The sequence below is a fragment of the Lysobacter sp. yr284 genome, from assembly GCF_900107375.1.
Classification (GTDB): domain Bacteria; phylum Pseudomonadota; class Gammaproteobacteria; order Xanthomonadales; family Xanthomonadaceae; genus Lysobacter.
Genome location: NZ_FNPT01000003.1, coordinates 357,974 through 383,975, shown reverse-complemented (window position 1 = coordinate 383,975; position 26,002 = coordinate 357,974). Strand labels below are relative to the sequence as shown.

Genomic DNA, 26,002 nt, shown 5'->3' with positions numbered 1-26,002 from the left:
CAGGACGCGGCATCGCCGGCGAGGCCGAACAGGAAGCCAGCAATGCCGACCCGATCCAACCCTGCCCCAGCCCGCTGCCTGCGAACCCGCCGCGCCTCGCCCGCATCCCTGGTCCTGCTGTGCGCCGCCGCCTGGCTGGCGCCCGCGGGCGCGGCGCTGGCGATCGAGGCGCGGCGCCTGGACGCGGCCGCGGCGGCGTTTCCCGCGCCCGCCGATTGGGACGCGGCCGAGCGCCACGACGCGTTCTGGATGTACAAGCCGCGCGACGGCGTCGCTTCGCCGCTGCGCACCCAGGTGCAGGTGGCTTGCGACGAGCAGGCGCTGTTCTTCCGCGTGGTCGCCGACGGGCAAGGCTCCGGCGGCGTGCGCGCGCCGGTCGCGCGACGCGACCAGGTCGCCGACGACCAGGACTACGTCAGCGTATTCGTCGACACCAACGGCGACGGCAAGTCGGCGTATTTCTTCCGGGTCAATCCCAGCGGCAGCCTCGCCGACGGTACTTATGTCGCGATCAGCGACAACCAGGACTTCCATCCCGACTTCGACGCCAGCGCGCGCGGCGCGCCGAGCGCGGACGGCTACGCCGTGGACCTGCGCATCCCGCGCTCGCAACTGCGCAACCGCGGCTCGGACGGGCGCGGCTGGCGCTATCTGGTGATGCGCAACGTGCCCGGCGCCGAGCGCATGATCCTGGCCAGCGGCGAACTCAAGCAGAACGCGACCAGCTACCTCAGCGCCAGCCAGCCGCTGGACATGGCCCGCTGCCCCGGCGCCGGCGGCGAATGGGAGGCCGGCGCGCACCTGACCGCGCGCCGGCACGAACAGAAGATCGGCGCGGCCTCCGCGTCCGACCGCGTCGATCCGCAGCTGGGCGGCTATCTCAAGTGGAGCGACGGCGCGCACCTGGCCGTGCATGCGACCTACCGGCCGGATTTCTCCCAGGTCGAACTCGACATCCCGCAGCTGCAATCCAATGCGCAGTACGCGTTGTTCCTTCCGGAAAAACGCGATTTCTTCCTCGAAGACACCGACCTGCTGGAACTGCCGACGCGCTCGCAGCTGCAGGGCGGCGGCGGCGGGCTGGCGGTGTACACCCGCACCATCACCGACCCGCGCTGGGGCGCGCGCATGAGCTACCGCAACCAGGGCCGCGACTTCACCGCCCTGGTCGCCGACGACCGCGCCGGCGGCGTGGTCGCGATCCCGGGGCCGTTCGGCACCGCCTACGTCGCCCAGCCGGCCTCGCTGCTGCTGCTCGAACGCGCCAGCCTGGCGCGCGGCGCCTGGCGCTTCGGCCAGTTCCTCAGCCATCGCGACTACGACGGCACCGGCCGCAACACCGTCGCCGGCGCCGACGCGTCCTGGCAGCCCAGCGCCATCGCCAAGGCGCGGGCGATGCTGCTGTTCTCGGCCACCACCGCGCAGCCGCAGCAGGGCCAGCTGCGCCCGGGCGAACGCAGCCAGGGCCAGTACGCGTTCCTGGACTGGGCGCGGCTGGGCCGCGACTGGGAAACCTCGCTGACCCTGGAGCGCGCCAGCCCGGATTGGCGCAACGACACCGGCTACATGCCGCAATCGGATTTCGCCCAGCTCACCGGCGTGGTCACCCGGCGCTGGCGCTTCGACGGGCCGTGGAGCAGCATCAGCGCGTTCGTGTGGACCGCGCATTCGCAGACGGTCTCCAGCGGCGAGACCATCCTGACCCGCTATGCGCCGGGCGTGTGGTTCTCCGGCCCCTACGACCTGCAGCTGGTGGCCGAGTACCACCCCGGCGAGCGCCGCCGCGTCGGCGGCTACGACGCCCGCCTGCACCGCATGGACCAGTGGTTCTTCCAGGTCTCCAGCAGCCTCAGCCAGACCGTGCCGGCGCTGTCGTTCGACATCCTCGCCGGCGACCAGCTCGACTACGCCAGCGACACCCTCGGCCGCGGCTACCAGGCCAGCTTCAGCGGCAAGATCCGCCCGCTGGCGTGGCTGGAAGTGCAGCCGCGGGTCAGCTACTGGTACATCAACGCCTCCGACCCGGACCTGCATGCGCGCGAAACCTCGGCGCAGCTGCTGGTCAACGCCAACTTCGAGGCCGGCAGCTTCCTGCGCCTGATCGCCCAGTACAGCCGCAACCGCCGCCAGGAGCCCTTGCTGCGCGGCCCGGCGCCCGATCCGCTCGGCCTGGCCCTGCCGGACTGGCTCGACCGGCGCGGCAACCTGCAGTCGCTGGTGTATTCCAACAACGCGCATCCGCGCTGGGGCTTCGACGTCGGCGCGACCCGGTCGCAGGACTACGCCTCCGGCGATCCCAAGCGCTATGTGCTGGACCTGTTCGCCAAGGTCGTGGTGAGGCTGCGTTGAGCGCGGCCGCTGCGTCCCTGCCCTTCCACCGGTGCCGGCCGCGCTCGCCGCGCCGCGGCGGCGCCCGCTGCGCGAGTGACCCGCACGCATGAAGATCAGTCTGTTCTTCTTCGGCGCCGATTCGGATCAGGCCGACAAATACCGGCTGTTGTTCGACGCGGTGCGCTTCGCCGACGACCACGGCCTGCACGCGGCCTGGGTGCCGGAGCGGCATTTCCTGCGCTTCGGCGGGCTCTACGGCAATCCCAGCGTGACCGCCGCGGCGATCGCCGCGATCACCCGCCGGCTGCAGATCCGCGCCGGCAGCGTGGTGATGCCGCTGCACCATCCGCTGGAAGTGGCCGAGGCCTGGTCGATGATCGATCACTTCAGCAACGGCCGCGCCGGCATCGCCATCGCCAGCGGCTGGCACGTCAACGATTTCGTGCTGGCGCCGGAGCGCTACGCGCAGCGCGGGCCGATCATGCTCGACAGCATCGCGCTGGTGCAGCGCCTGTGGCGCGGCGAAAGCGTGGAATTCGCCAACGGCGAGGGCGTCGCCACGCCGACCGCGATCCTGCCGCGGCCGCTGCGGCCGGACATCCCGGTGTGGATGACCGCCTCCAGCGAAGAGGGCTGCGCGCTCGCTGGCGAGCGCGGCTTCGGCCTGCTGACCTCGAACTTCGGCAACAACTACAGCCTGGACGTGCTCGGCCGCAAGGTCGCGCGCTACCGCGCCGGCGCTCGCCCCGGCGCGCAGCTGACCCTGATGATGCACGCCTACGTCGGCGCCAGCGCCGCCGATGTCGCCGCGCACGCGTTGCCGGCGATGATGGACTACCTGCACAGCAACATCGCCATGCAGGCCTCGCAGGACGCCGGCCGCGGCGAGGACCGCGGCTATGCCGAACTGCAGGGCCGGCGCGAGCGCAAGTTCCTGCAGCTGCGCGCCGCCGCCAACATCAACAGCGAGCTGAGCTTCGTCGGCACCGTCGAGGACTGCGTGCGCCGCGCGCGCACGCTGCAGGCCGCCGGCGTGGACGAGATCGCCTGCCTGATCGACTTCGGCGTCGCCTACCAGGCCACGATGGACGGCCTGCAGCGTCTGGCCGAGGTCGCCCGGCAGGTGGCCTGAGCCGCCGGCGCGCGGCCGGCGATCGGGGCGACGGGCGAACCGCGCGCCGCCGCGTCCGCCGGCGCGCGCCCTCCCCGTTCGCCGGTCACTGGCGGCGGTACACGCGCACGTAGTCCACGTGCATCTTCGCCGGCAGCTTGCTCTCGTCGATGTTGAAGCCCGGCCAGTTGCCGCCGATGGCGAAGTTCAGCAACACGAAGAAGTCGCGGTGGAATTCCTCGGTGCCGTTGATGTTGTTCTGGATGTTGGCCTCGTGGAACTTGTTGCCGTCGACGTACCAGCGGATCGCGTTGGCGTCCCATTCCACCGAATAGACGTGCCAGTCGGCGACGCTGACCGCGGTGTTTCCGCCGTACTGGGCGTAGTTGCCGTTGTGGTCGCGCCAGTGGATGGTGCCGTAGCTGCGGTTCTCGTTGTTGACGTGTTCCATGATGTCGATCTCGCCCGAGTCGGGCCAGCCGACCTGCGGCAGGTTGGCGCCGAGCATCCAGAACGCCGGCCACGCGCCCATGAACGAAGGCAGGCGCATGCGCGCCTCGATCTTGCCGTAGCGGACATTGCGCAGGCCCTGGGTCTTCATCCGCGCCGAGGTGTAGCGAAAGCCGTTGAAGTCCTGGCGCCGGGCGGTGATCACCAGGGCGTTGTTCTCGATGCCGGCGTTCTCGCGCCGGTAGTACTGGCGTTCGTTGTTGCCCCAGCCGCCGCTGCCGTTGCCGGTCTCGAAGGCCCAGCTGGGGCCGATCGAGCCGTTGAACTCGTCGCTCCAGACCAACTGCCAGCTCTGCGCCGCGGCGCTGCCGGCGAACGCGCAGGCGAAACACAGGACCAGCCCTTTCATCAGCCGCTTCATGGTGTCGTACCTCTCAAGTGCTCGTGGGAAAACGCCAGGCCGCTCCGGCCGCCGCCGCGGGCGCTCGCCGCGCCCCCGTCCGGGCCGAAGTTGTCCTTCGATGACAGCGCTGTCAACGGCTGTTTTGCGCGGGTTTGCGTTTGCTGGGCGAAGTCACACTCCCGGCGTGGGCGGTTCGGCGATCCGCGTCGACGCCGGCGCACGGCGTGCTGCACGACAGCACGCGCGGGCGCGCGGCGCGGCGACAATCCGTCCTGGGCGGGCGCATACGCATGCGCGCGCTGCCCACCCGTATACGATTCCGGCGCCCGCCACGGACGCCCCTGCCCGAGGAAGCGCCCATGCCCACGCTGTTCGATCCGTTCCGGCTCAAGGACATCGAGCTCAGGAACCGCATCGCCGTCGCACCGATGTGCCAGTACTCGGCCGAAGACGGCGTGCCCAACGACTGGCACCTCGTGCACCTGGGCGCGCGCGCCGCCGGCGGCGCCGGGCTGGTCATCGCCGAAGGCTCGGCGGTGTCGGCGCAGGGCCGCATCACCCTGGGCGACGCCGGGCTGTGGAACGACGCGCAGGCCGAGGGCTGGCAACGCATCACCGCCTTCATCAAGCGCCATGCCGTGCCGGGCATCCAGCTCGCGCACGCCGGCCGCAAGGCCAGCGCGCACCGGCCCTGGGACGGCGACGACCACATCGCCGCCGACGATCCGCGCGCCTGGGACACGATGGCCCCCTCGCCCATCGCCCTGGGCGGCGGTCTGGACCGGATTCCGCGCGAAATGACCGACGCCGACATCGCCCAGGCGCGCGAGGAATTCGTCGCCGCGGCCAAGCGCGCGCTCGGCGCCGGCTTCGAATGGCTGGAACTGCACTTCGCCCACGGCTTCCTGGTGCAGAGTTTCTTCTCGCCGCTGGCCAACCATCGCCGCGACGGCTACGGCGGCAGCGCCGAAGGACGCGCGCGCTTCCCGCTGGAGGTGCTGGCCGCGGTGCGCGACGTCTGGCCGGAGCGGCTGCCGCTGAGCGTGCGCCTGGGCGTGACCGACTTCCATCCCGGCGAGCAACCGCTGGAGGAGTCCATCGCCCTGGTGCGCCGGCTCAAGTCGATCGGGCTGGATTTGGTCGATGTCAGCCTCGGCTTCAACACGCCCGATGTCGACGGCGTGCCGTGGGGGCCGGGCTTCATGGTGCCGATCGCCGAACGGATCCGGCGCGAGGCGGCGATCGCCACCGCCGCGGGCTGGCGCATCGGCGAGCCGCGCCACGCCGATGCGATCGTGCGCAACGCGCAGGCCGACCTGATCCTGCTCGCCCACGCCGAACTCAGCGATCCGCACTGGCCCTACCGCGCGGCGCACGCGCTCGGCCTGCCCAGGCCGCACGAGCTGTTGCCGATCCAGTACGCGCACTGGTTGAACGGCCGCGAGCCGGCGGTGGCGGTGTAGTCAGTCGGCGGCGGCGGCCGGCTGCCAGCGCCGCAACGCCACCGCCAGCGCGACCAGCGCGGCGACAACGGCGAGCGCGGCGAAGGCGACGCCCAGGTTCCAGCGCTGGGCGATGAAGCCGATCGCCGGCGGCCCGGCGAACAGGCCCAGTGTCATGCAGCTGCCGATCGCGGCGACGCCCAGGCTCGGCGCGATCCCGGGCGTGCGCGCGGCCAGGCTGGTCAGGATCGGCACGAAGTTGGACGCGCCCAGCGCCACCACCAGGAAGCCGCCGGCGCTCAGCCACGGCCACGGCGCCAGCACCACGATCGCCAGGCCGGCCGCCATCAGCGCGCCGCCGGCGGCGAGCAGGCGCCTGGGCCCGAGCCGCTCGACGATCGGCCCGCCGGCGAAGCGCATCGCCGCCATCGCCAGCGAGAACAAGGTGTAGCCGCCTGCGGCCAGGGCCGGATCGGCATGCTTGACCGTGGCCAGGTACAGCGCGCTCCAGTCGCCGACCGAACCCTCGATCAGGGTCGAGCAGAACACCAGCGCGCACAACCCCAGGATCGCCGGCGCCGGCAAGGTCAGCCGCGGCCGCGCGCGCGGCGCCGGCGCCGCCGGCGCGCCCGGCAACGCGTTGGCGACCGACCACAACGCCGCCGGCAACAACAACGCGGCGGCGACCAACGCGCCGCGGCCGTCGCCGTAGCCGGCCTGGATCAGCTGCCCGCCGGCCAGCGAGCCGAGCAGGCCGCCGACGCTGAAGCAGCCATGGAACCACGACATCGCCGCGCGCCCGTGCCGGCGTTCGAATTCGGTCGCCAGGGTGTTGTTGCCGACATTGGCGGGCATCGCGAACAGGCCGGTCAACGCGGCGAACGCGAAGAACGCCACGGGCGTGGCGGCGCCGATCAGCAAGGTCGTGGCGATCACGAACGCCGGCAGCAATACCAAGGTGGCGCGGCGGCTGCCGTAGCGGGCGATGGCGATACCGGCCAGCGGCTGCGCGAGGAAACCGATCGCGCCCATCAGCAGCAGGCGCAGGCTCAGTTGCGCCGGGTCCAACGCCAGCCGCTCGACCGCGGCGGGAATGTGCGCGAACCACAGCCCGACCTGGGCGCCGAACACCGCGAACGCCAGCGACACCGCGGTGCGCGCCCGGCGCATGCGCGCGCGCTCGCCGCTAGCCGGCGCCGCCGCGCTCATCGCCCGCCGCGCCGGCGGCGCCGCTGTCGCGTCGCGTTCAACGCAGGCTCACCCGGTACTCGCGCAACCAGGCATCGGTCATCACGACGCGTTCGAGCTGGACGATGGCGTAAGGCGCGCCGAACAGCCAGCCGGCGGCCGGCACCGTGCCTGCGCACAGTTCGCCGATGCGGCGCTCGTCGTAGAGATCGCGCACCGCCGCACCGCCGCTGGCGAAAATGTCGCGCACGCGCTCGATCAGGCTGCGGTAGTAGGCGCCGTGCTCGAACTGCGGGAACGCGCTCTTGCGCCGCTGCGCGATCGACGGCGGCAGCACGTGGCCGACCGCGCGGCGCAGCACGCCCTTCTCGATGCCGCCGGCGCTCTTGATTGAGAACGGCACGTTCCACAGGTACTGCACCAGTTCCTTGTCGCAGAACGGCACCCGCGCCTCGACCCCGGCGGCCATGCTGACCCGGTCGTTGCGGTCGAGCAGGTCCGGCAGCCAGCGGCGCAGCGCCAGGTACGACAGCGCGCGGTGCTGGGCGTCGTGCGCGTCCTCGCCGTCCAGCCGCGGCACCTCGGCCAGGGTGTCGGCAAAGGTCTGGCGCACGCGCTCGGCCGGGCGCGCGCGCGCGATCACGTCCTGGCGGAAATAGAACGGCCAGGCGCCGTCGTGGGCATCGGGCGTCCACGGGAACGTCGGCAGCCGGCTTTGCGGCGCCATCCAGCCGTAGCCGCCGAACACTTCGTCGGCGCCCTCGCCCGACAGCACCACGGTCGCCTGCGGCTTGAGCGCGCGCATCAGCAGCAGCAACGAGGTGTCGACCTGCAGCGCGACCGGCAGGTCGCGCGCGCGCATCGCCGCGAGCAGGTGCTCGCTCATCGCTTGCGTGTCCATGGTGACGGTGCGATGGCGGGTGCCGACGTATGCCGCCGCTTCGGCCGCGTACGGCGCGTCGCGGCTGGAGATGAAGGCGTGCGGCGCGAAGTGCTCGCTGTCGGCCAGGTCGATGCACCAGGTGTTCAAGGTGCCGCCGTGGGCGCGCAGCAACGGCGCGGCCAGCGCGGTGACCGCGCTGGAATCGAGGCCGCCGGAGAGGATGCAGCCGACCGCCACATCCGACACCAGTTGCCGTTCGACGATCCCGCCGAGCAGCTCGCGCACCCGTTCGACCGTCGTCGCCAGGTCGTGCGGGTGCGGCGCGCTGTGCAGCCGCCAGTAGTCGCGCTCGCGCAGGCCGTGGCGGTCGGCGCGCAGGCAGCGGCCGCCGCGCAGTTCCTCGATGCCGGCGAACGGGGTGATGCCCGGGGTCGACGGGAACACCGGCCGGGTCAGCACCAGTTCGGTCAAGCCGCGCTCGTCGACTTCGGCGGGAATGCCGGGATGTTCGAGCAAGGCCTTGATCTCGGACGCGAACGCCAGCCCCTCGCCGACCCGGGCCCAGAACAGCGGCTTCACCCCGAGCGGATCGCGGGCCATGAACAGCGTCTGCGCCTGTTCGTCCCAGATCGCGAACGCGAAGATGCCGTCCAGCCGCTCCACGCAGGCCTCGCCCCATTCCACGTAAGCCAGCAGCAGCGCTTCGGTATCGCAGTCGGAGACGAAGCGGTGGCCGCGCGCCTGCAGCTGCGCGCGCAGCTCGCGATGGTTGTAGATCTCGCCGTTGTAGACCACCGCCCAGGCACGGCCGTCGCGGCGGTACAGCATCGGCTGGGCGCCGTTGTCGCTGGGGTCGATCACCGCCAGCCGGCGATGGCCGAACGCGGCGTGCCCGGCCGCCCATTCGCCGTGCCCATCCGGGCCGCGCGCGCCCAGCCGCGCGGTCATCGCCGCGACCGTCGCGCGTTCGCCGCGCAGATCGCGGCGCCAATCGATCCAACCTGCTATTCCGCACATGGCTCGGTCCGTCGTCGTGGGTGGCGAGGGTCAGTCGTAGGCGTTGTCGCTCATCGTGCGTTTGAATTCCTCGCTGTGCTGCACGTACTCGACCAGGGTGCCGTCCGGATTGAGCGCGCGCAGGTTGCGCCCGGACGGCACCGTCTTGATCTCGTCGACGATGCGCACGCCGGCGTCGAGGAAATACGCGCGCAACGCGTCGAGGTCGTCGACCAGGCAGGTCAGCCGGGTCGGCTCGAAGCGCGCGGTGTCGGCGGCGTCGCCGGCGATCAGCAGCACGTTGCCGATCGCGACGATGTCGAGCCGGTGCGCCTGGTAGTGGAACTCGTGATGCGGACGCTGCAGGCCCTGCAAGTCCAGGTAGAAGCGCTTGCTCGCCTCCAGCGCCGAGCGCCGCAGGTAGATGCGATAGAACGTCTTGACGATCTTCATGGCCGTCCCCGACACGCGCCGATACAGGTGCGCGATGCCGCGTTTGCGCACGATGAGTGCCTATGCTATATCAGCGCGAGCCAGTCCCGAATGGATTCACCGCGTGGAGAGCGCAAGGATCGAGGGGTAGCGAGTGGATCCGTCGAACGACGACAACGCGGCGTTGGCGCAAGCCGAAACGGTAAGGACACCGACGCCCGCAGCGCCGTCGGCCGCGCTCGCAAGCGCCGCGTTTTCCGGCGATCCGTCACACTCCGCGGCGCTCACCGACCCGGAGAAGGTCCGCATCTGGCAGCAGCGTTTCTTCGAGGCGCAGGCCTCGTTCGAAGAGTACCTGATGGCGCGCGGCGGCATGCCGGCGATCCGCGACTGGATCGAGGCCAACAGCGCGATCACCGCCCGCCGCTTCGCCCTGGTCGAGCCGGCGCGCGAGCGCCGCGCCGACTACACCGTCGCCCGCTTCGTCAACCAGCTGCGCTGCTACGACTCCGACATCAGCCGCCGTTTCGACGCGGCCAGCAATTCCTTCGAAATCACCAACCGCGATTGCGGCATCCTGCGCTATCGGCAGGAAGCTGCGCGCGCGCAGGTGCGGCTGACCTTCGAATCGCCGTGCGAGTACTGCACCCGGCTGAACAGCCGGATCATGCAGAAATACGCCGACAGCAGCTCGATCGAGGTCGACTACGCCGAGCGCGGATGCCAATGGAGGGTCGCGTTCCCGGCGAACGGCGCGGACTGAAGCGCGCCGTCCGCGACCGCCCGCGCCTGGCCGCTCACCCGCCTTGCGCGGCCTTGGCGTCGGCCTCGGCGAACACTTCCTGGGCGATGCGCAGGCCGGTGTTGGCGACCGGCCAGCCGCCGTAGTGGGCCAGGTGGATCATCGTCTCGACGATCTTGCCGCGCTCGATGCCCAACTGCACCGCGGCGCCCAGGTGGCCTTTCAACTCGCGCTCGGCGCGCAGCATCGCCAGCGCGGACAGCGTGATCAGTTCGCGTTCGTGCACCGACAGGTGCGGCCGCGTCCAGATATCGCCGAACAGATGTTCCAGGGTGATGCGGATGAAGTCTTCGTTCTGGCCCGGCAAGGGATCGCGGCCGAACACTTCGCGGAACTTCGCCAGCCCTTTTTCGTAACGATCTTGTTGGCTCATTGGTATCCCTGCCCGTTGACCGGAGTGTGGAAGGTGGAGAGGAACGAACGTAGACCATCGTGGCGGCCGCGTATGCGCCGGCGCAGTCCGAAAACCGCTTGCGCCAGTCTACCCGGGGGTAGCGCAGTGTCCAGTTTCGCGGCGTTCGCCGGCACGGCGGACAGGAGGCAGCGCGCATGCACGTCGCGTTCGTGACCACCAGCCAGCACGGCCACCTCAATCCGTTCGTGCCGCTGATGCGCGAGCTGCGTTCGCGCGGCTGCAAGGTGACCTTGCTGCTACTCGCCGCCGACGGCGACTCGCTGGGCCCGGCGCGGCGCGAAGCGCTCGACGGCATCGACGTGCGCGTCGTCGGCGAGGTCAGCATCGCGCCGTGGAGCGGGCCGCCCGACGGCATCCGCGCGCTGCTCGACACCACCACGGTCGCGGCCGACAGCGAGGCGGCGGTGCGCGCGCTGGCGCCGGACTTCGTGCTGCTCGACTCGATGCAGCTGACTTGGCCGGCGCTGGTCGGCGTGCACGCGTCCGGCGTGCGCTACGGGCTGACCACCGCGAACCTGGGCATGATCGCGCCCAAGCGCTTTCGCGAACACCGCTGGGCTTACGACGAGATCACCCGCGATTACCTGCTGCGGCACGGGGTGATCTGGTCCGAGGACGCGCACTCGCCGCGTTCGCCGACGCTGAACCTGGCGCCGGCGATCCATGAGTTGGTCGGCGACGACGCGGTGCTCGACGGCGTCGGCCTGGTCGGCCTGCCCGGCGCGGCCGCGGTGCGCGGCGACGAAACCGCGTTCGCCGACTGGCAGCGCCTGGACCCTGCCCGCCCGCTGGTCTACGTCTCGTTCGGCACCATCTTCTATCGCCGCCCGCAGCTGCTGCGCGAGGCCATCGCCGCCAGCGCCGGGCTCGGCGCGCAGGTGGTCGCCTCGGTCGGCGAGCTCGGGCCGCAGATCGGCGAAGGCCTGGGCGAGAACGTGTTCCTCGCCGGTTACGTCCCGCAGCGCGAGATGCTGCGGCGCGCCGACCTGTTCGTGACCCACGGCGGCTACAACTCGGTCGCCGAATCGATCCGCGCCGGCAAGCCGATGCTGGTGATCCCGCTGGCGATCGACCAGCTGGTGCAGGCGCACTACGTCGAACGCGCCGGCTTCGGCCTGGCGCTGCGCCCGGACGACGCGTCGCAGGCCGCGATCGCCGCCTCGGTGGAGCGCTTGCTCGATCCGGCCGGCGGCCACGGCGAACGCGTCGGCGTGGCCGCGGGCGCGGCCGGCGACAGCGCCGCGACCACCGCCGAGCGCGTGATCGAGGCGATCCGATGAGCGCGCCGGCCACCCCATCCAATACTGTGGACGTCAGCCGGATCGTGCTGGAAGACGTCGCCGGCGCCTCGTTCCTGGTCGACCGCCGCGCGTACGTCGACGCGGACATCGCGCAATTGGAGCAGCAACGGATCTTCGACCGCTGCTGGCTCTACGTCGGCCACGAATCGGAAGTGCCCGCTCCCGGCGCCTTCGCCACCCGCAACGTCGGCGGGCGGCCGGTGATCCTGGCGCGCGGCGACGACGGCGCGGTGCGGGTGTTCGCCAACACCTGCATGCACCGCGGCGCGTTCGTCTGCCGCGAGGCCGCAGGCACGGCCAAGGCCTTCCGTTGCCCATACCACTCCTGGGTCTATTCCAACCAGGGCGAACTGATCGGGGTGCCCGGCCAGGACGCCTACGGCGACTGCTTCGACCGCGCCGACTACGCGCTCAAGCAGCACCGCATGGACAGCTACCGCGGCTTCGTCTTCATCGCCTTCGACGAGGCCGGCGCGGGTTCGCTGTCGGATTATCTGGCCGAGGCGAAGGAGTACCTCGACCTGATCGCCGACCAGTCCGAGGTCGGTATGGAAGTCGTGCGCGGCACCCAACTGCACGGGGCCAAGGCCAACTGGAAGCTGCTGATCGAAAACAGCGTCGATCTCTACCACTTCCGCGCCCTGCACAAGCGCTATGTCGACTACATGGAGTCGATGGGCTCGCAGGCGCCGCGCGAGCGCGGCGGCTTCGCCCGCGACCTGGGCAACGGCCACGCCGCCAACGAACTGCCGCCGGCTGCGGCGCGGCCGCTGGCGCATTGGACGCCGATGTTCGACGAGTCGCTCAAGCCGCAGATGGAGGCGACCCGGCAGCACTTCATCGACCGCTTCGGCGCGCAGCGCGCGCAGCGCATCACCGGCATGAACCGGGCGCTGCTGGTGTTCCCGAACCTGATGATCATCGACGCGATCGCCATCACCATCCGCAAGATCGACCCGGTCGGCCCCGGCGCGCTGGCGGTGACCTCCTGGGCGATGGCGCCCAAGGACGAAGCGCCGGAGCTGCGCGCCTTGCGCCTGAGCCATTACCTGACCTTCCTCGGCCCCGGTGGCTTCGCCACGCCCGACGACATCGAGATCGTCGAATCCTGCCAGCTCGGCTTCGCCAATCGCAGCGTGGACTACTGCAACCTCTCGCGCGGCATGAACCGCGAGGTGCCGCAGACCACCGACGAGTTGCCGGCGCGGGTGTTCTGGCAGCGCTGGCGCGAGCTGATGGCCGCCGCGCCATGACCGCCGCGCCGGCGGCCGACGCGCGAACCCAAGGAGTTGCGATGTCGCAAGCCGATGCATTGAAACCGTTGCTGACCCGGCTGCAGGTCGAGGACTTCCTGTACAAGGAGGCGCGCCTGCTCGACGAATGGCGGCTGGCCGAATGGCTGGAACTGCTGACCGAGGACACCCGTTACGAGGTGCCGTCCACCGACGTGCGCGCCGAGGACCGCGACGCGCTGGCGATCGTGTCCGACGACGCGGCGCGGCTGCGCCAGCGCGCGGACCAACTGCTGGGCAACGTGATGTGGTGCGAGAACCCGCGTTCGCGCACGCGCCGACTGGTCGCCAACGTCTGCGTGCTCGACGAGCGCGACGGGGTGTTGGAGGTGACCGCCAACTTCGCCATCCACCGCTTCGGCAACGGCCGCTCCGACACCTTCATCGGCTGCTACCGGCACCAACTGGTGCGCGACGGCGACGGTTTCCGGATCCGCCGGCGTACCGTGCTGCTCGATCACGAATCGCTGTTCGAGCACGGCAAGATCAGCATCATCCTGTGAGCGGTGCCGGCCGCGTGGCCTGCGCCGCAGCGGCGCCGGCGTGCGGCGCACGTGCGCTTCAGCCGGCCGCGTCCTCGGCCAACGATGCCGCCGGTTCGCCCGATTCGCCCTGGCGCAGGCTGGCCGCGCGCAGGCTGGCGTAATCGCTCGAGGTCCGCGCCAGCTGCGCCTCCGAGCCCTGCGCCACCAGTCGGCCGTCGACCATCACCAGCACTTCGTCGAAGTGGCGCAGCAGGTCCAGCCGGTGCACCGAGGCGATCAGGCAGGCGTCGGCGAATTCGGCGAACAGGTTGGCGTAGACCGCGGCCTCGGTGCGCGCATCGAGGCTGGCGGTGGGTTCGTCGAGCAGGATCAGCGAGCTGCCGCGCGCGGCCAGGATGCCGCGCGCCAGCGCCACGCGCGCGCGCTGGCCGCCGGACCAATTCGAGGCGTGTTCGGCGATCGACACCTGCAGCGGATCGCCGTCGGCGGGCAGGAAATCCTTGACCGTCGCCAGTTCCAGGGCGCGGTCGAAGCCGGCGGGATCGGGCTGGCCGTGCAGGGATTCGCACATCGCCAGGTTCTCGGCCAGCGAGGCTTCGAACAATTCGGCTTCCTGCGGAATCAGCGTGGTCGACCCGCGCAGGTAGCGCGCGGCCTTCAGCGGCGCCTGCACGGTGGCGTCGCCGTCGCCGGCATTGGCCTCGCGCGCATCCGGCGCGACCACGATGCGTTCGGCCACGTACAGCCCGGCGAGCACCCGCATCAGCGTGCTCTTGCCCGAGCCGCTGCTGCCGATCAAGGCGTAGCGCTTGCCGCGCCGCAGGTCCAGGCGGATGCGGTCCAGGGTCGGCCCGGCCTCGCGCCCGGCGACGTGGCGGAACACCAGGTCGCGGATCTCGCAACGATCCCACTGCTGCGCCTGCGCCGGTTCGTGCAGGCTCTCGTCGACGGGGTGGTCGCGGATCACGTCGGCGCTTTGGTAGTTGGCGTACTGGGTGGCGAAGGTCTGGAAGTTCGCCGCTACCGCCGCGACCACCGCGCCGGACTGCAGCGCGTATTCCCACACCATGTAGACGCTGCCGAGCATCAGCTTCTGGCCGTCGCCCGCCGCGCGCAGCACCAGCCATGCGTACAGCCCGACCAGGCAGCAGCTGAGCAGGCGGCTGGCGACGTCGACCGCGCACCACTTGATCTCGTTGATGACGATCATCCGCCGCAGCGGCTCGAACACCTTCTCCACCAGCTGCCGCAGCGAGCGGATGAACGGCCGCGCCTGGCGCAGCGCCAGCACGCTGGTCGCGTTGCCCAGGGCGTCGGCCAGCACCGCGGTGTAGCGGCGTTCGGCGTCGTTGGTCTGGATCGCCAGGCGCACGATCGCGCGGTCGAAGCCGACCACCGCGCCGCAGATGACCAGCAACCCGAGCGCGGCGGTGAGGCCGACCAGCGGATGGATTGCGATCAGCGCGCCGATCGGCCCGATCAGCCGCACCGCGCTGCTCAAGTAGATGAACTGGCTTTCGGCGAAGGTGCCCAGCGACGAGCTGCTTTGCTGCACGCGGTGGGCGCTGGCGACGGAATGGTTGCCGTCGTGCCACGACAGCGGGAACGCCAGCAGCCGTCCGGTCAACGCGGTGGCGACGCGCTCGCGCACGCTCAGGGCGACGTTGCGTTCGAGGATCCGGCCCGGGCCGTGGATCAGCCAGCTGACCAGGGTCGCGCCGAGCACCGCCGCCAGCCACAGCGCCGCTTCGCCGGCGCCGGCGTTGCCGCGCGCCTGCAGGATGTTGAACGCCTTGCCGACCAGGTAAGGCACCGCCAGCAGCACCACCTGCGCGCCGACCAGCAGCGCCATCGCGCTCAGCAACGCGCCGCGGCGGCCCTTGGCCTGGACCCACAGCTCCCGGTACAGCTGCAGTACCGGAGCGCGGTGCTTGTCCGACTTCGCGTCGTCACTGTCCATGCGATTCCGGCAATGGGTGTCGGTGTACGGCAGGGGATTGTCCGGGCGGGGTTGGGCGCTGGAGTCGGGCGGGCGGGGCGTGCGGCGGCTCGTTGTTATGCCTTGGTTGGGCGGTTCGTCGCGGGGTCGCGGGGGTTTGTTGTGGTTGGCTTGTGCGGGCGCGGCGGCCGTGGCGTGGTCGGGGTTGGCCGGGGATCGTCGGCTGGATGGATGTCGCTGCTGGGTCTGCTGGTCGGTTCGGGTCCCGGCGTGGGGGGCGTGGTGCTGGGGGCTTCTTTGGGTTCGCGGGCTTTGTCTGTTTTCGGTTTCTGGTTGGCTGCGTGCGGCCTGCAGTCGTGGGGCTGCGCGGCGTTGGTGGCTCGCGTTTTCGCTTTGGTTCTGCCTGGGCTGCTGGACTGCGGCCTTCTCGACGTCGGGTTGGGCGTGGTCTTTTCCGGCCGGCGCGTGGTGGGCGCTTTCGCGCGGCGGGCGTTGTTCGGGCTGGTCGTCTCGGCGGTGCGGGTCGGCTTCGGGGGCCACCTGGCGCCGGTGTTGGTGTTCGGGTTTATGGGGGGGGGCGCGGTGGGTTTTTCTTCCGCGTTGTTCGTGTGGGTCCTGTTCGTGGAGGCGTTGTTCGGTTTGGATTTCCGGGCCGCGTTCGTGTGGGTGTCGTTGCGCGTGCTGATGCTGGTGGTGCTGTTGTTGCGTTCCGCCGTCGTGGTGGTGGCGCTGGCGGTGGCCGCCGGGTTGCGGATGCCTCTGGCCAAGTTCCTGGCTTTGCGCGTGGTGTGGGCGTTGGCGGGCGCGGTGCTCGTGGTCGGTTTCGTGCGCGCGGTGGTCGTCGATGCGGCCGCGGAGTGGTGGGGCCGGTTGCTGGGGTGGGTGCTGTGGTTCACGTTGTCGGAGCTGCTGGGGGGGCTGCGCACGGGGTCGGCGCGGCGCTCGATGCTGGTGTTCTTCTTTGCGGTGTACCTGGCGCTGTTGATCGGGCTCTGCGTGCTGTCTTGTTCGCCCACGTTCGGGGCGTTGTTGTGGGTGGGGGTTTTCGTTTCGGGGCCGGATGGCGTGGCGGCACTCTGCGTGGTTGTGCTCGTGGGCGCCTTGGGCGACCTCGCGGGGGTCGCCGCCGTCTTGTTGCGCGCCTGGGGGGTGTTGTCGTCGTGGTAGTCCGGCGCGGCGTTTCGGGGCGGGGTGGGGCGGCGGGTCTCGCCGCGCTTCGCGTGGCTCTCCGGGGTCGGGTTGGCTGGTGGTGGGGGTGGTTGCGGGCGGGGGTGGCCCGGCCGCTTGGGGGGCGGGGGCGGTTGAGGGGGTTTTGTGGGGCGACCTCGCCGTGACCTCGTCGCGCATGGATGTGGTGTGGGGCCTGGATTGCTGGGCGCGGCTCGAGTGTTGGGCGTCGGGGTCGGGGGGTACGGCGGTGCCGGCCGCGGTGTCGGTGCTGGCCGTGGCGGTGCTGGCGTTGGAGCTGCCGGGGGCGGGCGTCTGGCGGGCGCTCTTCGGCTCTTTCGTGGTGTTGGTGGGGCTGGGCGCGTTGGGCGTCGCGCTGGGGTCGGGCTTGGGGTGGCGGGTCCGGTTGCGGTTGCTGTGGGCCTGGCCGGTGTTGTTGGGCTGTTGGCGGTCGTTGTTCTCGCTGTGCTTGGTGTACGTGCTGTTGTCGCTGCGCTTGTTCGCGTTGCGGGTGGCCTGGTGCGGGCTTTCGGCTTTGGTGCTGTTGGCGGTTTTGTTGGTGTGCGGGATGGTGCAGCGTTGGATCGCCTTGTCGGTGGCGTTGCTTTTTTGCTCGCGTTGGCTGCGGTGGCTGGCGTTGGCGTCCGGGTTTGCGGCCGCGTCGGTGATGGTGGTGTCGTTGTTCTGCGTGGTGGTGTTGGGGTCGGGCGCGTGTTGGCTGGGGGGGTGGTTGGGTTCGTTGTCGGTGTACGCGGGCGGGGTGGTCGCCGGCTGTGCGGTGTTGTCGGCGTTGTTGTACGGGCGGGGGGCGCCGTCGGTGGGGGACGCGGCCTTGGTGTGGTGGGGCTGGGTCCGGCTCGCGGCGCTCTCGGGCGGGTCGTGGGGGTGTTTCGGGCTGCTGCTGGGGTTGTGCCGCTGGACTCGCGGCGTGGGCGCGTTGTTGTGGTGGGTGCTGTTGTGTTTGCCGTTGGCGCAGTTTTGCGGCTTGCTGTTGGGCGGGTGCTCGTCGTTGCGTTCGGCGTCGGGCGGGTTGTGGGCGGTGTCGGGTTGGCGGTGGGTGTTGGTGCTCTCGGCGGGCATCTCGGCGCTGGCTCGTGGTGCGGTGGCGCTGCTGGCGGCGGTGCTGCAGGCCGCGCTGTACCGGGCGGTGTTGGTGGCGGCCGGGGTTTGGTTGGCGGTGGGCTTTGTGCTGGTGCCGGGGGTGGCGCCTTTGTTGCTGTCGGTGGTGTCGGCGTCGCGGTGCGTGTCGAGGCTGGTGTGGTGGTTGTTGGCGCTCGAGACCGGCTCGTCGTCGGCCTGTTCCTGGCGGCCGTGGGCGGCGGACCTGGACTTGTTCGGCTGGGTGCCGTTGGTCGGCACGGGGTTCTCCGTCGTGGCCTGGTTCGGCTTGATGTTGTTGGGCTGGGTCGGGTGGGACAGGTCGTTGCCCTTGTCGGTGCTGGCGTGCTGCCCGGTGCGCGCGGCGTTGGTCGTGGGCGTGGTCTTGCGCGCCGGCTTGTCGCGGTCGTCTTCCTCGGTGTTGCGGCTGCGCTTGCGCTGGCTGCGCGGCTGCTGGCCGTTGGTGGCGTGGCTGGTGTCGTCGGTGCGCGGCGCGGCCGGCGCGCGGGTCTGCCGCTTGCTGTTGCGGTTCTGGCGCTGGTAGCTGGGGTCCTGCTGGGTGTGGGTGCTGTTGCCGCTGGCCTCGCTGTTGTGCTTCGCGCTTTGGTGGGCTGGGGGCTGCTCGTGGGGGTTGTGGCGCTTGTTCGTGTTGGCGTTGGGGTGGCTGGTGTCGCTGGTCTGCCTGGTGTGGTCGGTGTCTTGGCGGCTGGCGTGGTTGGGGCTGTGCGGCTCCGGGGGCGGGTTGTTGGCCTGGCTGTGGCTGGGCTCGGTGGGCTTGCTGTTCTGGGTCGTGGTGTTGGGTGTGGCTTTGGGTTCGGCGGTGGGTTGCGGGTGCCGCATGCTGGTCTCGGGCCGGGCCATGGTGGCGTGGGCCGGTTGGCGGGTGTTGTCGGCCTGCGGCGACCCGGTCCTGGGCCCGTTTCTGGGTATGCTGTGGACCTCGCCGGTTTTCGCTGTCGCGGTGTTTTGTCTGTTGTCCTTGAGCTGGCTGTCTGCGTTGTGCGGCGGGTTGCCTTTCGCTTGTTTGTGGGTTTTCGCCCCTTTTGTCGCTTGGTGGTGGCGCCAGCCGGCGGTCGAGCGGGTGCTCTCGGCGTTGCCTGGTGCTGGGTTTTGTCTGCGCGCGCGTCGCGTCCTCGCGCAGGGCCTTGCGGGTGGAGGTCTCGCTGATTCTGGAGGCGGTTGGCTTTCTCGCCCGCTTGCTGGAATCCTTTGGGGTTGTCGTTTCTTGTGGGTTTAGGGAGTTTTCGGTGCGGGGCTTTCCGGCGTTTGCGTTGGAGTTCTTTCGCGCGGCCGGTTACTCGGTCGGGCTTCGGCTGGGGTCGTGGGTGGCCTTGGGCGTGGTGGTCAGCCTGGTGGTCGGGGTCGATGCGGGTTTCGAGGTGCTTCTTCGCGGCTGTGCCCTCGGGGCCTTTCTGGGCGTGGTGGTGGTGTTGGTGGGCGCGTTTCGCGGCCGGGTGCGTGTGTGGGTGTGGGGCTTGGGCGTGGCCGTGCCGGGGCCGGTCGGGGTTGCGGTGGTTCTCTTCGTCGGCCCGGGCGGGCTGGACGGCTGGGGGGACCTGTGCGTGCTCGTGGGCTTTTTGGTCGCCGCCGTCGTGGTGCTGTTCCTCGGCGTCGCGCTCGTCGCCGGGGTGCTCTGGGGGGCGCTGTTGGGGGTGGCGTGGCCTTTGGGCCTGTTTTTGTCCTTTTGCGTGGGGGTGTGTTTGGTCTGCTCGGTGTTCGTGGTCGTCTCGGTGTGGCTGTTCGCCGTCGGCCTGGCCTGGTAGGTCGGGGCGGTGCTGGTGGTGTGCGGGGGGCTGTCGTGGTATTGCGTCGTGCAGGGCTGGCTGGAGCTGTATCTGTCGCTGCTTTTGTTGGCGGGGGGGCTGGGGCTGGTGGACTTGGCGGTCGGCATCGCGGCTTGGTTGGAGCCTCTGGTCGCGGTCGGGTGCCTGCTGTTGTCGCGGTGGTGCGTGGCGGCGTTGGCGCGGGTGCTGGATGGGGTGTGGCTGATCGATCCCGTGTTCGGTCTGGGGTCTGTGGTGCTGTGGGGGTTGGTGGCGGCGGCGCTGGTGCGGGGCGTGGTCGACGTGGCGCTGCTGCTGGACGGGTGGGTGCGGGTCGGCGCGGTGCCGGCGCTGCCGGGGGTGGTGTTTTTCCTGCTGGAGGGGGCGTGGTGGTTGCTTGGCGGGGCGGTGCTGTGGATCGGCTGGGTGCTGTCGCGGGGGCTTGTGGGGGTGCTGAAGGCCTGTTTGGTGGGCGTGCCGTCGGCGTTGCTGGTCGGCCACGGCGCGGTTGCTGGGGGGGGCGGCTTTTAGTTCGTGTTGCCCTTGGTCTTTTTCTTGGCGGGGCTGAGTCGGGGTGCGTTTCGTGGGCTGGCCTGGGGGATGGCCGCTCCGCTTCCCGGCGTGGTCCTGGGCGTGGCGGGGGGCCGGGTTTCGGCCTGGTCGGTGGTGTTGGCGTCGCGCTGGTTGTTGTCGCTGTGGCGGGCTTGCGCGCGGTGGGGGCTGGAGGTGTTGTTCCGCGCGGTGATCTGGGTGGCGGCGGGTCGGGGGTCCCTTGCGGCCTCGCCGGCCGTGCTCTTGGGCTCGGCCCTGTTCTGGTCGGCGGGGTCGGGGGGGACGGGTTTGTCCGGTGTGTGCTTGTTCCACTGGCTGGCCTCCGGGTGGATCTGCGGGCCTGCGCTCGTGAGCCCCGCCTTTCTGTCGGGCTGCTTGGTCCGGGCGGGGGTGGTCCGTTCTTTGGTCGTTGGGGCGATCTTCGTGCCGTCGTTCCCGGGTTCGTTGTGCCGCATCTGCCGCTGGCTGCGCGGGGCCTGGTCGTTGTTTTCGTGGCTGCTTTCGTGGTTGCGGGGCTGCTCGGGCGCTTGGGTGCGCTGCTGGCTGTGGTTTTTGGGGGGGTGTATGATGTTGCGCTGGGCGCTGGGTGTGGTGCTGCCGGTTGGCTGGCTGCTGTGCTTCGTGCTGTGGTGGGCTGGCTGGGCCGTTGCGGGGCTGTGGTGGTTGACGCTGTTGGCGCTCTGCTGGTTGCCGGCGGCCGTGGGCTTGCTGTTGGGGTTCGGGGGGTCGCTGGTCTGGTGCAGCCTGGGGTGGGTTTGGTGGTGGGTGTGGTCGTGGCTGTCGCTGTGGTCGGCGTGGTTGGTCTTCGGCGTCGCTCCGGCCCGGAGGGGGTTGGCGGGGTCTTTGCGGGCGTGGTTGCGGGTGCTGGTTTCGCCCCGGGTTCTGTTGGGGTGGGCTTGCTCCGGGGTGGTGTGGGCGCGGCGCTGGCCGCGGGTTGGCGCGTCGCTGCGGCTGTTGTGGCTCTCTTCGGGCTTCGGGGTGTCGGTGGTGTGGCTGTTGGGCCGTGTCTGCCGGCGGGGTCTTTCCCGCGGGGTCCCGTTCGTGGCGCTGTGGGCGTTGGTGGTGCTGTTGGTGTTGTTGTTGTGGTTGGCGCTGTGCTTCCTCGCCCACCTGGTTGGGCCTTTGCTGGCGTTCTGGCTGTGGGAGTTCCGGTTGGGCGTTGCTCTGGCCTGGTTCGTGGCGTTCTCGTTCTTCGTCGGTTCCGGCCTGGTCTGGGTCCGCTGCGGGCTCCTGCTCTTTGGGCGTGGGCTCCGGTTCCCCTTGTTCGGGTGGTTCTCGCTGCGTTTTGCCGGCGCGGTGGGGGTCGCGCTGGTGCGGGGTTCTGTCTTGTTGGTGGTCGGCTTTTTCGTTGTTGGGCTGGGCGTGTTGGTGGTGGGGTTGGTGATCCATCCGCTGGTGGGCGCGGCCGTGGTGGTGCGGGACTTCGCGTTCTTCTCGGTGATGGCGGAGGTGGTGTTCGGGCTGGTGTCGTTCTTCTGCCCGGTGGCGTTGCGGGCGTCGCTGTTCGTCCTGGACGTGGCGGGGGTGGGGCTGGCTTGGTTGGCGTTGTTTTGGTTTTTGTCCGTGTCCTTCTTGGTGGTGGGGGTGCTGCGGCGGATGTTGCTGGTGGCGGCGTTGGCTGTGCGCGCGGTCGAGGTCGCCGGCGCGCTGGGGGCGTAGTTGCGGCTGTTGCTGGGCGGGGACGTGCGGCTGTTGTTGGTGGGCTTCGTGGCCTATGTCGTCGCCGAGGCGTCGGTGGCCTTCTGGATGTCGGGTTTCGTGCGGGGGTTGGTGGTGTTTTTGGCCGGCCAGGGCGGCGCGGTGGCGGTCCTGCGCTTCTGGGGGGTGCTGTCGGTGGTGTGCCTGGTGGGCCTGGTGCTGCTGCCGGTGTTGGTTTGCCAGTTGTTGCTGGCGGTGTTCTGGTTCCTGGGCTTTGGCTTGTTCGCCGTGTCCCTGGTCGTGGGGGTGGCGGTTTCCGTGGTTGCGTTGCGCTTCGGGGGCTTTTTCTTGTCGGTGTTGTTCTTGGTGCTGTTCTGGCTGTGGTTGCTTTCGGTGCGCCTGCTCGACGGCGTGTTCTCGGGGCTGCTGTGGCGGGGCATGCTCGGGGGGGTCGTGGTGCTGCTGCTGGTTTTCGTCGTCTCGGTGCAGTGGGGCCTGGGCGCGGTGGTGTTGCTTGTGTTGGTGCCGTTGCTCTCCATCCTCGGCGTGGGCGCCTTGTGCCTGGGGGTGGTCGTCGCCCAGACCTTGTCCTTGGCCGGGGACATGCTGGGCTCGGGCTTGTTCGCGACGGTGTTCGTTGCGCGGGCCGGGGGGGCCGGGTGGCCGTCCCTGGGGGCGGCGCTGATGGTGCAGCGTCGCGGGGGTGTTCGCCGGCGGGGGCTGGTGGGCGCGGTGTCCTGGGTCTTGCTGGTCTGCGCGGGCGCGTCGGTGGTGGGCCGGTTGGGCGCGTGGTCGCAGTTCCTGGCGGTCGCGGCGGGCGCGGCCGTGGCGGGGGACGCGGGCGCCCTGCTGGCCGCCGTGCGGGTGTTGGGCTGGGTCCTGGGCTGGTCTTTGTTCGGGCCGCGGGTGCTCGTCACCGGGGTCATCCTGGCGGCGCTGCGTCGGGCCGGGTTGCGGGGCGTGCTCGGCCTGTTGGTCAGGATGCGCGACTTGTTGCTCGCGTTCGGCCCGGCTTTGGTGGTGGAGGTGGGCGTGGGCTGCTTCGGGGTGCCCGCCTTCGCCGCGCTCTTCGCGTTGGTGGTGTTCGTGCTCGTCGTGGGGCTGTACTCGCGGGGCCTGCTCGGCGCGGTGGCGCTGGTGTTCGGCGTCGCGCGGGTGGAGGTGGTGTGGGGCGCGGAGGGCCCGCTGTTCTGGCGGGTGTTCGCCGGGTTCCGCCTCCGCATCGTGGTGGCGGTGGTGCTCTTCGCTTCGTTCTTCGGCAGCGTCGAGCTGGTCGTGGGTTGGTTCGAGGTGGGGGTGGTGTGTTTGCTCCCGACCGTCGTGGTGGCGGTGGTGTTCGGGGTGTTGGTGTTGGCGACGAAGGTCGGGGGGGCGGGCTGGATCGTGGTGCCGCAGGTGTTCACCGACGTGGGCCTGCCCGAGCGCGGCTTGGTCGCCGACGGCGTCGCGGTGGTGGACCCGTTCGGGCTGGTCCGGGTGGGGTGGGACGGGTACTCCTGCAAGCGCGTGGCCTGGGCGCTGTTCGTGGTGGTGCGGTTCGTCTTCCCGGCGCCGATCGAGTGGTTGGTGGGCTACGCGGGGTTGGCGCTGGAGGGGGTGGTGCCGGTGGTGGTGGAGGTTTGGGGGGAGGGCTGCGTGGTCCTGTTGGCGTGGGCCGGGGGCCATTGGTGCGTGACCGTGAGCGTGCCTGTCCGTACTGTTTTGTCGGTCGCCGCGGTCCGGTGCCGCGTCTGTTGGGTTGTGCGCGGCCGCGAGCGTCTCGTGTCCGGCGTTGGCTTGGCCCGGCGGGCTGGCTCTGCTGTTTCTGGCGACGGCGGTGGCTGCCCCGCGCTGGGTTCGCGGGTGCGCGTGGGGTTCGCGGTTCCGCCGGCCGGGGCCTGGGGCGTGTTGCCGGTGCTGGCCGGCCCCTGGGTCGCTGTGGGTTGCGAGTCGCGTTCTGTCGTGCCTGGGTTGGCTTTTCCTGGCCCGGGTGTGGTCGTGCGGCTGGTCTCGGGCGTTTTCTGTGTGCGCGCTGGTCCCGCGCTCGACTTTGTCGGTGTTCTGCTTGTCCCCGGGCGTTTCGGGTCGCCGCTGCTCCATCTCTCCGCCCGTGGCCACGTTCTGGTGGATGGCCGTGGTCTCTTCCCTGTTGGCGCCTGGCGCTTCGGCCGGCTTTGGCCGGGGCCCTTCGTTGTGGGCTCCCGGGGCGACGGGCCTGCCGACCTTGTTGGTCGGGTGTCTGGTGGCTGGGGTGCCGATTGCGCCGCTTTTTGGGCTGGCCTTTATCGCCCCGTTCCGCCGGGCCAGCGTGGGTTTGGGCGGGGCCAGGGTGGCGGCGTGGCCGAAGGCGTTGGTGGGTTCGGCGGCCTCGACGCGTCGGCTGTTTTGGGTGGGGGGGGGGAGCCCGTGGAGTCTGCTTCCTTTCGTGCGGTCGCGTTTCGGCTGGGTGTTCGCCTGGCGGTGTTGGCCGTTGCATTCCTTTTTGGCTCGCTGTCCGCTGGCTGCGCTGTCGGCGGGTTCGGCGCGGCTGACGTCCAGTGCGTTGGTTCGGTCTGCCTTGCCGGCGGGGCTGGGCCGGCGTCCGCCTTCTTCGGGTGGCGGCTCGGGCGCGTTGGCCGGTTTGCGCTTGGGTTGAGGGGCGTGGTGGTGGAGCCTTGCGTGTTCCTGTTGGTCGGCGCGTTCTAGCGCTGCTGCCTTGCCCTGTGGTTTCCGTGGGCTTTCTCGGGGGCCTGGGTCCTGGTCGGTGCGGCGTTTCCGTGGTTCGCCCGGACCTGGGCGGTTTTGACGAGGTGGTCGACCGTCTGGGTCTGCTGGGTCAGGGTTTCCTGCGTGGCGGTCGGATTGGCCTGCCTGCGCCGGTGCTGTACCCGGCTCGGCTGCTTCTTTTCTTCGATCGGGGGCACGGTGAGGTGCTGGCGGGCCTTCGGGGCGGCTTGGACTTGGGGGTTGGGCTCAGGGTTCTGGGCGCCGCCGTGGTGGTCGGCGTAGTGCTGTTCCGCTCCGGGGCTGGCTTGGCGTCGTTTCTGTTCGGTGGCTTGTTCGGCGCTGCCGCTGTGGCGGTCGTTGATCGGGGGCTTCGCGGTGTCGGCGCGCTTGCGTTTCGCCGCTGGCTGGGCGCTTTTTGCGTGGGCCGGGGTGGGGTGGTGGGGGGCGTTGTGCTTCTCCTTGCGTTCGCTCTCTGGCGGGCGGTTGTCGGCGTGGGCTGGGGCTTTTCGGCCGGTCTGTGCGGGCTTGTGCTTGCGGTGGCGGTCGTTCTGTCTCGGCGCTCTGTCGGTGCTGTGTTCGACCGGCTGTGTGCGGTGTGCGTGGGCCTGGGCCTGGGGGTGCTTTCTCCGGGCGTCTTTGCGCGGCCGGTGTACGGTCGGGCTGTGGGTTCGCTTCGCCTGTTGATGCTGGCCTTGGGTTTCTTCCTCGGCGGCGTGCTGGCGGGGCTGGTGTTTGGGGGGGTTTTCGTGGGCGTTCGGTGTGTGGGTTTGGTCTCTTTCGCGGTTGGCTTGGTGTGTGTGGCCGCCTTCTTCGGTTTGTTTGCGCCCGTCTCGGCGCCCGACTGGGTGCGGTTGGGCCTGGGGCCGAAGGTTTGGCTGTTGCTTTCGCTGCTGGGCGCTTGGGGTCGTCCCTTCGCCGCCGGGGCGACCGCCGGGCCCTTCGGCGCGTTCGAGGCGGTTGGCTGGCTCGGCTTCGGGGCGTTGCTGTGGGTGTCTGCGTATTGGCCCGTGGGTGTGGGCTGGCGGCGTTGCTGGGCGGTGATGGGCGCGGGCTTCGCGACGGTCGGGGCGTCGGGGTGGTGGATGTTGGTTGGCGCGTGCGGCGCGCTCTTTTGCCGGTTGGTTCTTCCGCTGGTCGGCTCGCTGGTTGCGAAGCTCGGGCGGCGTTTCGGCGCGTTTGTCCGGGGCGGGGGGGCGCGGCGGGCGGGTTTGAGCGTGGCCTCCTTGGCCGCCGGGTTGGTCAGCCCGTCCGTTGGCTTGTCCCGCTGGGTGCGGTGGTGGCTGGCCTCGCCGGCGAGGTCCCCCTCGTCGCGGGGGGCCGGGGCGCGCGGGTGGTCGTGCCGTCCGCGGTGGTGTCCGGGGGCGGCCGGGTTTGGGCGGCGGTGCGGGTTGGGCCCGGGGGTCGTGCCTGCGTGCGCGTCGTCACTGGTCGCGGTGGCCGGGGCGCGGGGCTCGCGGTCGGGACGGGGGGCGGTGAGGGTTTTGCTGTTGCCCCTGCTGGCGTTGCGGGCTCTGGCGTGGGCTTTGGAGCCGCGCCTCCGCTCGGTCTGGGTCGGGGTGCGCTGGTCTGCGTTGCCCGCGTGCTCGCGGGTCGGCGGGTTCTCGGCGTGGTCGTTGGCGGGGCTGGTCT

At 70.6% G+C, this 26,002-nt stretch carries 20 protein-coding genes; 13 read left to right on the top strand and 7 right to left on the bottom strand.

From position 1 onward, the window contains the following. Positions 1–42: 42 nt before the first annotated feature. Together BLV01_RS08385 and BLV01_RS08380 are read left to right on the top strand one after the other, a co-directional pair. Positions 43–2,349, top strand: a complete 2,307-nt coding sequence (locus BLV01_RS08385) for a DOMON domain-containing protein (protein WP_091797293.1) — start codon at positions 43–45, stop codon at positions 2,347–2,349. A gap of 88 nt (positions 2,350–2,437) precedes the next feature. Beyond that, complete coding sequence (locus tag BLV01_RS08380) at positions 2,438–3,463, top strand: MupA/Atu3671 family FMN-dependent luciferase-like monooxygenase (RefSeq protein ID WP_091797290.1); 1,026 nt, start codon at positions 2,438–2,440, stop codon at positions 3,461–3,463. Between the two features lie 85 nt (positions 3,464–3,548). On the opposite strand, the gene BLV01_RS08375 is transcribed toward BLV01_RS08380, so the two are convergent. Beyond that, positions 3,549–4,301: a glycoside hydrolase family 16 protein gene (locus BLV01_RS08375; RefSeq protein ID WP_217633469.1), complete on the bottom strand. Its 753-nt coding sequence runs from the start codon at positions 4,299–4,301 to the stop codon at positions 3,549–3,551. A 353-nt stretch (positions 4,302–4,654) separates the two neighbouring features. On the opposite strand from BLV01_RS08375, the gene BLV01_RS08370 reads away from it, so the two are divergent. Continuing rightward, the gene (locus BLV01_RS08370) at positions 4,655–5,758 is read left to right on the top strand and encodes an NADH:flavin oxidoreductase/NADH oxidase (protein WP_091797284.1); all 1,104 of its coding nucleotides are present in this window, start codon (positions 4,655–4,657) and stop codon (positions 5,756–5,758) included. Here BLV01_RS08370 and BLV01_RS08365 read toward each other — a convergent pair whose 3' ends face one another. The 3 genes from BLV01_RS08365 to BLV01_RS08355 are packed head-to-tail and all read right to left on the bottom strand — an operon-like array spanning position 5,759 to position 9,257. Continuing rightward, positions 5,759–6,946: an MFS transporter gene (locus BLV01_RS08365; protein ID WP_091797281.1), complete on the bottom strand. Its 1,188-nt coding sequence runs from the start codon at positions 6,944–6,946 to the stop codon at positions 5,759–5,761. Between the two features lie 37 nt (positions 6,947–6,983). Further along, positions 6,984–8,825, bottom strand: a complete 1,842-nt coding sequence (asnB, locus tag BLV01_RS08360; protein WP_091797278.1) for an asparagine synthase (glutamine-hydrolyzing) — start codon at positions 8,823–8,825, stop codon at positions 6,984–6,986. A gap of 30 nt (positions 8,826–8,855) precedes the next feature. Beyond that, positions 8,856–9,257 (bottom strand): VOC family protein, encoded by a 402-nt coding sequence (locus BLV01_RS08355; RefSeq protein ID WP_091797275.1) that lies wholly within the window; start codon positions 9,255–9,257, stop codon positions 8,856–8,858. A gap of 133 nt (positions 9,258–9,390) precedes the next feature. Here BLV01_RS08355 and BLV01_RS08350 point away from each other — a divergent pair, with 133 nt between their 5' ends. Further along, the gene (locus BLV01_RS08350; RefSeq protein ID WP_091797272.1) at positions 9,391–9,999 is read left to right on the top strand and encodes a hypothetical protein; all 609 of its coding nucleotides are present in this window, start codon (positions 9,391–9,393) and stop codon (positions 9,997–9,999) included. 34 nt (positions 10,000–10,033) lie between these two features. Here the strand turns inward: BLV01_RS08350 and BLV01_RS08345 are convergent, their stop codons facing one another. Further along, a complete protein-coding gene (locus BLV01_RS08345; protein ID WP_091797270.1) occupies positions 10,034–10,411 on the bottom strand; it encodes a carboxymuconolactone decarboxylase family protein in 378 nt (125 codons plus the stop codon). Between the two features lie 176 nt (positions 10,412–10,587). Here BLV01_RS08345 and BLV01_RS08340 point away from each other — a divergent pair, with 176 nt between their 5' ends. From BLV01_RS08340 to BLV01_RS08330, 3 genes are read left to right on the top strand one after another with little or no spacing between them, the layout of a single operon-like run. Continuing rightward, on the top strand, positions 10,588–11,733 hold the full coding sequence (locus BLV01_RS08340; protein WP_091797267.1) for a glycosyltransferase: 1,146 nt from the start codon (positions 10,588–10,590) through the stop codon (positions 11,731–11,733). Then, complete coding sequence (locus BLV01_RS08335; protein WP_091797264.1) at positions 11,730–13,007, top strand: aromatic ring-hydroxylating oxygenase subunit alpha; 1,278 nt, start codon at positions 11,730–11,732, stop codon at positions 13,005–13,007. The genes BLV01_RS08340 and BLV01_RS08335 overlap by 4 nt, the downstream gene beginning before the upstream one ends. Before the next feature lie 41 nt (positions 13,008–13,048). After that, positions 13,049–13,549 carry an aromatic-ring-hydroxylating dioxygenase subunit beta gene (locus BLV01_RS08330; RefSeq protein WP_175485825.1) on the top strand — a complete coding sequence of 167 codons (501 nt, stop codon included), beginning with the start codon at positions 13,049–13,051 and terminating at the stop codon, positions 13,547–13,549. A gap of 58 nt (positions 13,550–13,607) precedes the next feature. On the opposite strand, the gene BLV01_RS26205 is transcribed toward BLV01_RS08330, so the two are convergent. Next, entirely contained in the window at positions 13,608–15,491 is a 1,884-nt protein-coding gene (locus BLV01_RS26205; protein ID WP_091797258.1) for an ATP-binding cassette domain-containing protein, read from the bottom strand. A 210-nt stretch (positions 15,492–15,701) separates the two neighbouring features. Between BLV01_RS26205 and BLV01_RS26200 the strand changes: the two genes are divergently transcribed. From BLV01_RS26200 to BLV01_RS08300, 4 genes are all read left to right on the top strand, one after another. Then, positions 15,702–16,637: a hypothetical protein gene (locus BLV01_RS26200; RefSeq protein WP_091797255.1), complete on the top strand. Its 936-nt coding sequence runs from the start codon at positions 15,702–15,704 to the stop codon at positions 16,635–16,637. Positions 16,638–16,800: 163 nt separating this feature from the next. Continuing rightward, the gene (locus BLV01_RS26195) at positions 16,801–18,279 is read left to right on the top strand and encodes a hypothetical protein (RefSeq protein WP_175485824.1); all 1,479 of its coding nucleotides are present in this window, start codon (positions 16,801–16,803) and stop codon (positions 18,277–18,279) included. Positions 18,280–18,835: 556 nt separating this feature from the next. Continuing rightward, on the top strand, positions 18,836–19,498 hold the full coding sequence (locus BLV01_RS08305) for a hypothetical protein (protein WP_139178565.1): 663 nt from the start codon (positions 18,836–18,838) through the stop codon (positions 19,496–19,498). A 9-nt stretch (positions 19,499–19,507) separates the two neighbouring features. Continuing rightward, positions 19,508–20,029: a hypothetical protein gene (locus BLV01_RS08300; protein WP_091797244.1), complete on the top strand. Its 522-nt coding sequence runs from the start codon at positions 19,508–19,510 to the stop codon at positions 20,027–20,029. Here the strand turns inward: BLV01_RS08300 and BLV01_RS25305 are convergent. After that, on the bottom strand, positions 20,026–20,505 hold the full coding sequence (locus BLV01_RS25305; protein ID WP_139178564.1) for a hypothetical protein: 480 nt from the start codon (positions 20,503–20,505) through the stop codon (positions 20,026–20,028). The genes BLV01_RS08300 and BLV01_RS25305 overlap by 4 nt on opposite strands. A 109-nt stretch (positions 20,506–20,614) precedes the next feature. Here BLV01_RS25305 and BLV01_RS08295 point away from each other — a divergent pair, with 109 nt between their 5' ends. Both BLV01_RS08295 and BLV01_RS08290 read left to right on the top strand, forming a co-directional pair. Beyond that, entirely contained in the window at positions 20,615–21,709 is a 1,095-nt protein-coding gene (locus BLV01_RS08295; protein ID WP_139178563.1) for a hypothetical protein, read from the top strand. After that, positions 21,710–24,352 carry a hypothetical protein gene (locus BLV01_RS08290; protein WP_091797238.1) on the top strand — a complete coding sequence of 881 codons (2,643 nt, stop codon included), beginning with the start codon at positions 21,710–21,712 and terminating at the stop codon, positions 24,350–24,352. It begins immediately after the preceding gene. Positions 24,353–26,002 lie beyond the last annotated feature (1,650 nt).